The organism is Actinokineospora iranica, from assembly GCF_900101685.1.
Lineage (GTDB): Bacteria > Actinomycetota > Actinomycetes > Mycobacteriales > Pseudonocardiaceae > Actinokineospora > Actinokineospora iranica.
Window position 1 is genome coordinate 279,087 of sequence record NZ_FMZZ01000008.1, and the last position, 7,124, is coordinate 286,210.

The following is a 7,124-nucleotide window of genomic DNA, read 5'->3' on the forward strand; positions in this document are numbered from 1 at the left end:
GACCACATCGCCGCTGACCACATCGCCGTTGATCACATCGCCGCTGACGCCTTTCACTAAGCGCAAACGAGCGGAAGTCCGGCACCGGGAATCGGTGCCGGACTTCCGCTCGTCTTGTTACTGCGGAAAGCTCAGGCGTTGCTGCGTGCCCTGGTCCGAGCGTTGCGCCGCTTCAATGCGCGACGCTCGTCCTCGCTCATACCGCCCCAAACGCCAGCGTCCTGGCCGCTCTCGAGCGCCCATGACAGGCAGTTGGAAGCGACGGGGCAGCGGTGGCAAACGGCCTTCGCCTCGGCGGCCTGCGAGATCGCAGGACCGCTGGTTCCCACCGGGAAGAACAGCTCGGGGTCCTCGTCACGGCAGGCCGCGCGGTGGCGCCAGTCCATTTCTACTTGCTCCTCGCTCGGGCGCGTTAGGACGCGCCTCTAGTCGTCATCCGGTCGTCGGGGTGCTTGTGAATGCTTTCACGAACCGGCTGGATGTCAAGGGGTGTTCTGGGCCCGGTGAGTGAACTCACCCGAAAGATCGACGTCAGAGCCCTGCCGACGCGGAGAGCAACGATTTGATCACGACGACCGCTGGTCTGGACCGGACCGCCGCACTCCGCATCCGGGAAGGGGTGCCCGGTCGCGTCCCGCCCAAACCGGGAAGGGTGGCGCTTACCGAGCGGAGATCATTTTAGGCGGCGCCACACGCCCTGCTTCACCACGGGCCGTGCGTCGGACCGCTGTGCTTCACACGGCTGTGCTTCACACGGCGACGACCAGCGCGTTCGGGACCGAGGTGAACTCGACCCGGGTGCGCTCGCCGATCAGGTCGCCGTCGCACTGCAACCGCACCGGCTCCGGCGCGCTGACCGTGATCCGGGCGACGTCGTCGCGGCGCACCAGGTGCTTGCCGCGCTGCCTGCCCGTGGCGCTCATCGCCTGGCGGAAGTGCCGCAGCACGGTCTGCGGGCGCAGGGTGCGCAGCGCGAACAGGCCCAGGCCCGACTCGAACGCGCAGCCCGGGTTGAGGTGGATCGGGCGGGCGCCCAGGTAGGTCCACGGGTCGGTGTTCGACACGAACGCCAGCCGCAGTCCCTCGATCGGCTCTTCGCCGTCGACGTGGACGGTCAGGTCCGGGCGGCGGTGCCTGGGCCGCGCGTACCGGGCGACGGCCACCCTGGCGTAGAGCGCCGGGCTGGTCCGCTTGCCGCGCTTGCGGTCCACATCGGCCACGACGTCGGCGTCCCAGCCCATGCCCGCGTTGAAGGTGAACCAGCGGTGCCCGCCGTCGGAGTCGACCCGGCCGAGCCCGACACGCCTGGTGCGGCCCTCTTCCAGCGCGCGCAGCAGGACGTGGGTCGCCTCGACCGGATGCCGTGGCAGGCCGAGCGCGCGGGCGAAGACGTTCGCCGATCCGCCGGGCACCACGCCGAGCATGGGCGTCGCGGCGGACGGGCCGGCGGTCAGCAGGCCGTTGACGACCTCGTTGACCGTGCCGTCGCCGCCGTGGGCGACCACCAGGTCGGCGCCGTCGAGCGCGGCCTGTGCCGCGGCGGCGAGGGCGTGGCCCCGGTAGTCGGTCTCGACGACCTCCAGCTTCACCTGGCTGGCCAGCGCGTGCGCGAGCACGTCCCGGCCTGCCGGTGTGGTGGCGGTCGCCTGCGGGTTCACCACGAGGACAGCGCGCATTACCGCAGAGTAAGGCAGCGTGCGCGCCCACCCCGCCGTCGCCTCCCCTTTCGGGGGATCTCCCGCGCTCACTCGTTCGGACCAGTCGTGATCGAGATGCGGCTCCTTCCGGCAGCGCGTCCCCTCGATGACGACGAGTGCACCCAGACGACCGTCTGTCTCATCGATCCGCGAGGAACTGACACCACTGATCTTCCCCTGCCCGGTCGCCGCAGACGACCGTCCGTCCGGGTGGCATACGATCGGCGGTGTGCACGCACGGTCATCGTGCGTTAGCCGCCATCCATCCGAACACCGTGAGGAAAGCCGCCGTGCGCTTCTCGTCATCCGCCCCGCGAACGGTCGTCGCCGCGGGCGCACTGGTCGCGTTGCAGGGCCTGGTTGGGCTCGGGTTCGCGGTGTTGCTGCTGATCAGGGGGCTGAGCGGCGACTCGGAGCTAGGCGGGAACGTCTTCGGCGAGGCTGCCTACTTCGCCGTGCTCGCCGCGGGCGTGCTCGCCTGCGGGGGCGGCCTGGTCCTGGGGAAGCACTGGGGCCGCAGCCCGGCGATAGTGCTGCAACTGCTCTTGCTCGGCATCGCCTGGTACGCCATCGGCCCCTCGGACAGGCCCGAGATCGGCGTCCCGGTTGCCCTCGTCTGCGTGGTCGTGCTCGTCCTGCTGTCGCGCTCCACGACGACCCAGTGGGCCCAGGGCGACCAGGACGAGCCCCGCTCCTGACGGAAATCAGCCCTGACGGAAGGTAATGCCGTCACTCAAAAGGGTGGTCTCCGGGATTAGCCCGGTCGGCCTAGCGCGGCCAGTGCTTCGTCGGTCAGGCGGTACACGGTCCACTCGTCCATGGGAACCGCGCCGATGGACTTGTAGAAGCCGATGGCCGGTGCGTTCCAGTCCAGGACCCACCACTCCAGCCGCTGGTAGCCGCGGGCGGCGCATTCCTCGGCGAGCGCGGTCAGCAGCGCCTTGCCCAGCCCCGATCCCCGGACCGACGGCCGCACATACAGGTCCTCAAGGTAGATCCCGTGCGTCCCGCGCCAGGTCGAGAAGTTGAGGAACCACAGCGCGCAGCCGACGACCTCGCCGTCGACCTGCGCCACGTGCCCGAACAACGCGGGCGCCGGGCCGAACAGGGCAACGCGCAGTTGCTCGGCGGTCAGGTGGCACTCGTGCGGCGCGCGCTCGTACTCGGCCAGTTCGTGAACCAGCGCCACCACGGAGTCCACATCGGACGGCGCGACGCGGCGAACCCGCTGATCGGGCACGGTTTCCTCCAGGTCAGTGTGAAAGGTTGAGTCGGACTACCTGCGGCACGCCGCGCTCGTCGCCGAGCACGCTCACCCCGGCCGCGCCCAGTCCGAAGTGGACGCCGAAGGCGGCGGGCTGCCCGATCCAGGCCGCCACGAGCACCCGGCTGAAATGCCCGTGCCCGACCAGCACCACGTCGGTGTCCGCCGCCCGCACCCGGTCCACGACCTTCGCCGCGCGCCCGCCCACCTGCCCGGCGGTCTCGCCGTTGGGGCACGGGTGCGTCCACACGGTCCACCCCGGCACGGTCTCGCGGATCTGCGGGGTGGTCAGGCCCTCGTAGTCGCCGTAGTCCCACTCGGCGACGTCCTCGGTGATCTCGTCCACGGCGAGCCCGGCCAACTCGGCGGTGCGCAGCGCGCGGACCCGCGGGCTGGAGACGACCAGGGCGGGCCGGTCGCCCCGCAGGTCGGCGAGCAGTTCCCCGGCCCGCCGCGCCCGCGCCTCGCCCTCGGCGGTCAGCGGGATGTCCGTGCGCCCGGTGTGCCGCCCGTTCTCCGACCACTCGGTCTGGCCGTGTCGCAGCAGGTAGACCGTCATGCCGTCGATCCTAGGACACTTGCCCGGAAAGCTACCGACGGGTAACTTAGCGGCTGTGACCGAAACCACGACTCTGCGCCTGTGGCGGGCCTTGGCCGAGCGCCCCCTTGGCCCGCGCCTGTTCTCCGCGGCGGCGTGCCTGCGCGTGCCCTACTTCCGCACCATCCTGCCCACCGTCATCGACATGCGCCCCGGCCGCGGCGAGGTGCGGGCGCCCCTGTGGTGGGGCGTGCACAACCACATCGGCACCTTCCACGCCATCGCCGCGTGCAACCTCGCGGAGATCGCCATGGGGATGCTCGCCGAGGCCACCGTCCCCACCAGCCACCGCTGGATCCCCAAGGGCATGACCGTCGACTACACCGCCAAGGCCAAGACCGGCCTGCGCGCGGTCGCCGAGGTCGAGTCCATCCCCGACTTCGGCCCGACCCCGATCGACCTCCCCGTTCCCGTGTCCATCCGCGACAAGGCAGGCGTCGAGGTCGTCCGCGCGGTCATCACCGTGCGCGTGTCGCCCCGCTAGGCATCCAGTGACGCAAGCTTCATGTGGACCCGTTCCCGTGCCCACCGGCCGGGAAGCCATCACCCCGGCCTGATGTGACAGAAATCACACTGCTTTGCCTGTGAAGTAAATGGGGTTGCCACTGTTCGTGCAGGTCAGAGCCTTAGAGTGATTTGCATCACTGTCGTCTGCAAATGAGGGTCAAAGAGAGTTGCTGCTGTCTCCCGCCCAGAACGGCACGTACTTCATAAACCTTCGCCCTGCTGTCGCATCGAACGGAATGATCAAGTCGGCGTCTACCGCGTCACTGATCAGCCTGCTGATCTGCGAGGCGCTGTCCTGCTCAAGGCGGAACCTCTCGCGCAGGGAAGTATTTGTCAACATGTTTCTCTCGACATAACGTAGACAAGCGTGTAGATACACTGCACGCAAGCGTTCATCTTTGTCCATCTCCGCGAATGCTTTGGGGCCGAAAAGGATGACTCGGGTGCTTTCTCCGGGGAGTTCGACCACTGGTGCGGGTAGTTGATAGAACTCGGTGTCAAAAGCGATCTTATCCCAGCCGCTGCCACGTTCTTCGCAAATCCCAGCTCGTCGCATCAGTGATGCAAGTTTCTCGTTTCGCGATTTTGGAGGTGCGTCGACAAAGCGGGCAGGGGCTATGAGAGGGTGGCCCGGGCTGGTGATTTCGAGCCTGCCGTCGAAGACCTCCACCATCGGACCGTTTCCCGATTGCGAGAAATCCTGATGGATGAGCGCGTTTGCCAGTAGTTCGCGAACCGCCAAGGGTGGGTAAACTGGCACGTTTTTGCGGATTGCCTCACCGATCACTTCATTTGATGGCAATAGGTTGTTCAGGTAATGCACCGCTCCCTCGAAACCACTCGCGTAACCTTTCATGCCGACTTGCTCGCGCACTGTAGAGATGCGATTGTCGCCGCGGTATTGGACGATGCGCAACGCCTTGCGCTTCAATGTGGTGAAGTCTGAGATATCTCGGGCGAACAGCATGGCGCCGAGATTCGTAATCTCCCAGTTGTCGGAGTGGGGTATGCGACGGATAACGGAGTCATCCTCCAAGCCGGTCACGATGGCCTGTGGCCCAAGAAGAGCAGGTCGTTGAAGGAGCGCGTAATAACTTTGGTAGTCGATGAGTTCGAGAACCTCTTGATCGTTGAGAGAAGACATCGAAGAGTTTTCCTCGAACGTGACCTGGTTGAACGTGTTCCATAGTCGTCGTGCGTGATCGGGATGGTCGCGGAGCTTCTTTTTGTAAGAGCCAACCCGGATATACTCGAAGTCCTTGAATCGAACCGGCATCGTGTGAGTCGCGCCGATCTCAAGGAGTACGATCATCTTACCGTCGCGCTGCAGAGCGTGAAACTCGAAATGTACCTGCGGTTGGACTTGGCGGGTGAGCCAGGGGACTAGATCCTCGTTTCCCACTTTTTCGGCCTGAGGGTTTACGTTAGTACCGGTTACTTTGTGGTCGGAATCGCGAACTCCCCAGACGAGGTACCCTTTTTCCTGATTATTTAGGGTCGCGCCGTTGGATAGGGCGGAGATGTACTCCCCTACATCTTCAGCTTTGAAATTATTCTCTTTGAATTCTACCCATTCGGTTTCCGCTGGAAGCGTAAGCAATTTCGTGACCAGAACTTGCAGGCGCTCGGCCTGTCGTTCTGTCTTTCGACTCACTGTTTAACCGCCCTACTCGGCCAGTGGAACCTGACTCTTGGAGAATCTTTAGCCTAGTCGGTTGAGTACGCGGGACCGCACGGGTAGGGCGGCAGTCCCCGGTATCGCGCCGCCTTGTTCGACCAGGCCAGCCGTGCTCACCGGGTTGGGTTCACCCTAAGGGGCTATTCCGGCGGCTGTGCTGCCAGGAACGGGGCAGCTGTAGATCAAGTACGGCGCTGACCAGCAACGGATGCTGCCGCTGGTCAGCGCCGTGATGAGGCTATCCGAACTAGGCCTTCTTGGTCTCCCAGAAGATCTTGTCGATCTCACCGATCAGGTCGAGCAGGGCCTGGCCGGTGGCCGGGTCCATCGAGCCCTTGGTGCCACTGGCTCCCGCGGCCTTGGTGGCGCGGTTGAACAGGTCGTGCAGCTCCGGGTACTTCTCGAAGTGCGGGGGCTTGAAGTAGTCGGTCCAGAGAACCCACAGGTGGTGCTTGACGAGCTCGCTGCGCTGCTCGGCGATGAGGACCGCGCGGGTGCGGAACTCGGGGTCCTCGTTGTCCTGGTACTTCTGCTGGATCGCCTTCACCGACTCGGCCTCGATGCGGGCCTGGGCCGGGTCGTACACACCGCACGGAAGGTCGCAGTGCGCGGTGGCCTCCAGTCGAGGGGCGAGAAAGCGCGACCAGAGTCGCATTTTTCCTCCATGGGCAAAACGGGGATGCTCCGACGAATCGACCCTACTCCGGGCATCCTGGACGGGCAGGTGGAGGTGATCCTTTGACGGCGGCGAACCCCTTGGGCCGCGCGCCCGCGCGCCGGGTGCGGGTGCGCGGGGCATCCATGCGTCCCGCGCTATCCGACGGCGACACGGTCGTGGCCACCCGACGGCAGGTGGCGGCGGGCGCGATCGTGCTGGTCACCTGGGACGCGCGGCCGGGACAGCTCTCGGTCAAACGCGCGGTCCACCGGGACGGTGAGGGGTGGCACGTGGAGGGCGACAACGCAGGCGAGTCGACCGACTCGCGGACGCTGGGGCCTGCGCGGGTGCACGCGGTCATCCGGTGGCGGCTGTGGCCACGGCCACGCCGCCTCTAGGGGCGGGAAGACCACCGAGCCGCCTCGCCGTGGCCCGCCGCGAACTGAACACCCCCGCGTGCGCGGGGAAGACCCGGCCACGCGGTTGGTCGCCTCGCTGCGCGCTCGGAACACCCCCGCGTGCGCGGGGAAGACCTGAGCTACGAGGTCCGCCTCGCCGAGGCCGAGGGAACACCCCCGCGTGCGCGGGGAAGACGGACCGTCGCCCGGCCTCTTGGGCCTCGATCACGGAACACCCCCGCGTGCGCGGGGAAGACTGGAGCACCGTGACGATCTGGAGGTCCTGGCGGGGAACACCTCCGCGTGCGCGGGGAAGACCCGCAC

The 7,124-nt window shown here is 66.6% G+C and carries 9 protein-coding genes and 1 CRISPR repeat array; of the genes, 3 read left to right on the forward strand and 6 right to left on the reverse strand.

From position 1 onward, the window contains the following. Positions 1 to 131: 131 nt before the first annotated feature. Together BLS56_RS18405 and BLS56_RS18410 are read right to left on the reverse strand one after the other, a co-directional pair. On the reverse strand, positions 132 to 386 hold the full coding sequence (locus BLS56_RS18405; protein WP_091452291.1) for a WhiB family transcriptional regulator: 255 nt from the start codon (positions 384 to 386) through the stop codon (positions 132 to 134). Positions 387 to 749: 363 nt separating this feature from the next. Next, complete coding sequence (locus BLS56_RS18410) at positions 750 to 1,676, reverse strand: diacylglycerol/lipid kinase family protein (RefSeq protein WP_091452293.1); 927 nt, start codon at positions 1,674 to 1,676, stop codon at positions 750 to 752. Positions 1,677 to 1,987: 311 nt separating this feature from the next. Between BLS56_RS18410 and BLS56_RS18415 the strand changes: the two genes are divergently transcribed. Continuing rightward, positions 1,988 to 2,395: a hypothetical protein gene (locus BLS56_RS18415; protein WP_091452296.1), complete on the forward strand. Its 408-nt coding sequence runs from the start codon at positions 1,988 to 1,990 to the stop codon at positions 2,393 to 2,395. 56 nt (positions 2,396 to 2,451) lie between these two features. On the opposite strand, the gene BLS56_RS18420 is transcribed toward BLS56_RS18415, so the two are convergent. Both BLS56_RS18420 and BLS56_RS18425 read right to left on the reverse strand, forming a co-directional pair. Then, positions 2,452 to 2,937 carry a GNAT family N-acetyltransferase gene (locus BLS56_RS18420; RefSeq protein WP_091452299.1) on the reverse strand — a complete coding sequence of 162 codons (486 nt, stop codon included), beginning with the start codon at positions 2,935 to 2,937 and terminating at the stop codon, positions 2,452 to 2,454. A 13-nt stretch (positions 2,938 to 2,950) separates the two neighbouring features. Further along, positions 2,951 to 3,520: an acid phosphatase gene (locus BLS56_RS18425; RefSeq protein WP_091452302.1), complete on the reverse strand. Its 570-nt coding sequence runs from the start codon at positions 3,518 to 3,520 to the stop codon at positions 2,951 to 2,953. Positions 3,521 to 3,575: 55 nt separating this feature from the next. Here BLS56_RS18425 and BLS56_RS18430 point away from each other — a divergent pair, with 55 nt between their 5' ends. Continuing rightward, a complete protein-coding gene (locus tag BLS56_RS18430) occupies positions 3,576 to 4,043 on the forward strand; it encodes a hotdog fold domain-containing protein (protein ID WP_091452304.1) in 468 nt (155 codons plus the stop codon). 180 nt (positions 4,044 to 4,223) lie between these two features. On the opposite strand, the gene BLS56_RS18435 is transcribed toward BLS56_RS18430, so the two are convergent. Together BLS56_RS18435 and sodN are read right to left on the reverse strand one after the other, a co-directional pair. Next, positions 4,224 to 5,720 carry an ATP-binding protein gene (locus BLS56_RS18435; RefSeq protein WP_175482910.1) on the reverse strand — a complete coding sequence of 499 codons (1,497 nt, stop codon included), beginning with the start codon at positions 5,718 to 5,720 and terminating at the stop codon, positions 4,224 to 4,226. 271 nt (positions 5,721 to 5,991) lie between these two features. Next, positions 5,992 to 6,399 (reverse strand): superoxide dismutase, Ni, encoded by a 408-nt coding sequence (gene sodN, locus BLS56_RS18440; protein ID WP_091452306.1) that lies wholly within the window; start codon positions 6,397 to 6,399, stop codon positions 5,992 to 5,994. A gap of 83 nt (positions 6,400 to 6,482) precedes the next feature. Between sodN and BLS56_RS18445 the strand changes: the two genes are divergently transcribed. After that, positions 6,483 to 6,800: a S26 family signal peptidase gene (locus BLS56_RS18445; RefSeq protein WP_267463928.1), complete on the forward strand. Its 318-nt coding sequence runs from the start codon at positions 6,483 to 6,485 to the stop codon at positions 6,798 to 6,800. 45 nt (positions 6,801 to 6,845) lie between these two features. Beyond that, a CRISPR array of direct repeats spans positions 6,846 to 7,118; the repeat unit is 28 nt; unit sequence GGAACACCCCCGCGTGCGCGGGGAAGAC. Positions 7,119 to 7,124 lie beyond the last annotated feature (6 nt).

Coding starts and splice junctions, on each gene's coding strand:
- sodN (WP_091452306.1), bottom strand. CDS start 6,399: ATGCGACTCTGGTCGCGCTTTCTCGCCCCTCGACTGGAGGCCACCGCG.
- BLS56_RS18410 (WP_091452293.1), bottom strand. CDS start 1,676: ATGCGCGCTGTCCTCGTGGTGAACCCGCAGGCGACCGCCACCACACCG.
- BLS56_RS18405 (WP_091452291.1), bottom strand. CDS start 386: ATGGACTGGCGCCACCGCGCGGCCTGCCGTGACGAGGACCCCGAGCTG.
- BLS56_RS18425 (WP_091452302.1), bottom strand. CDS start 3,520: ATGACGGTCTACCTGCTGCGACACGGCCAGACCGAGTGGTCGGAGAAC.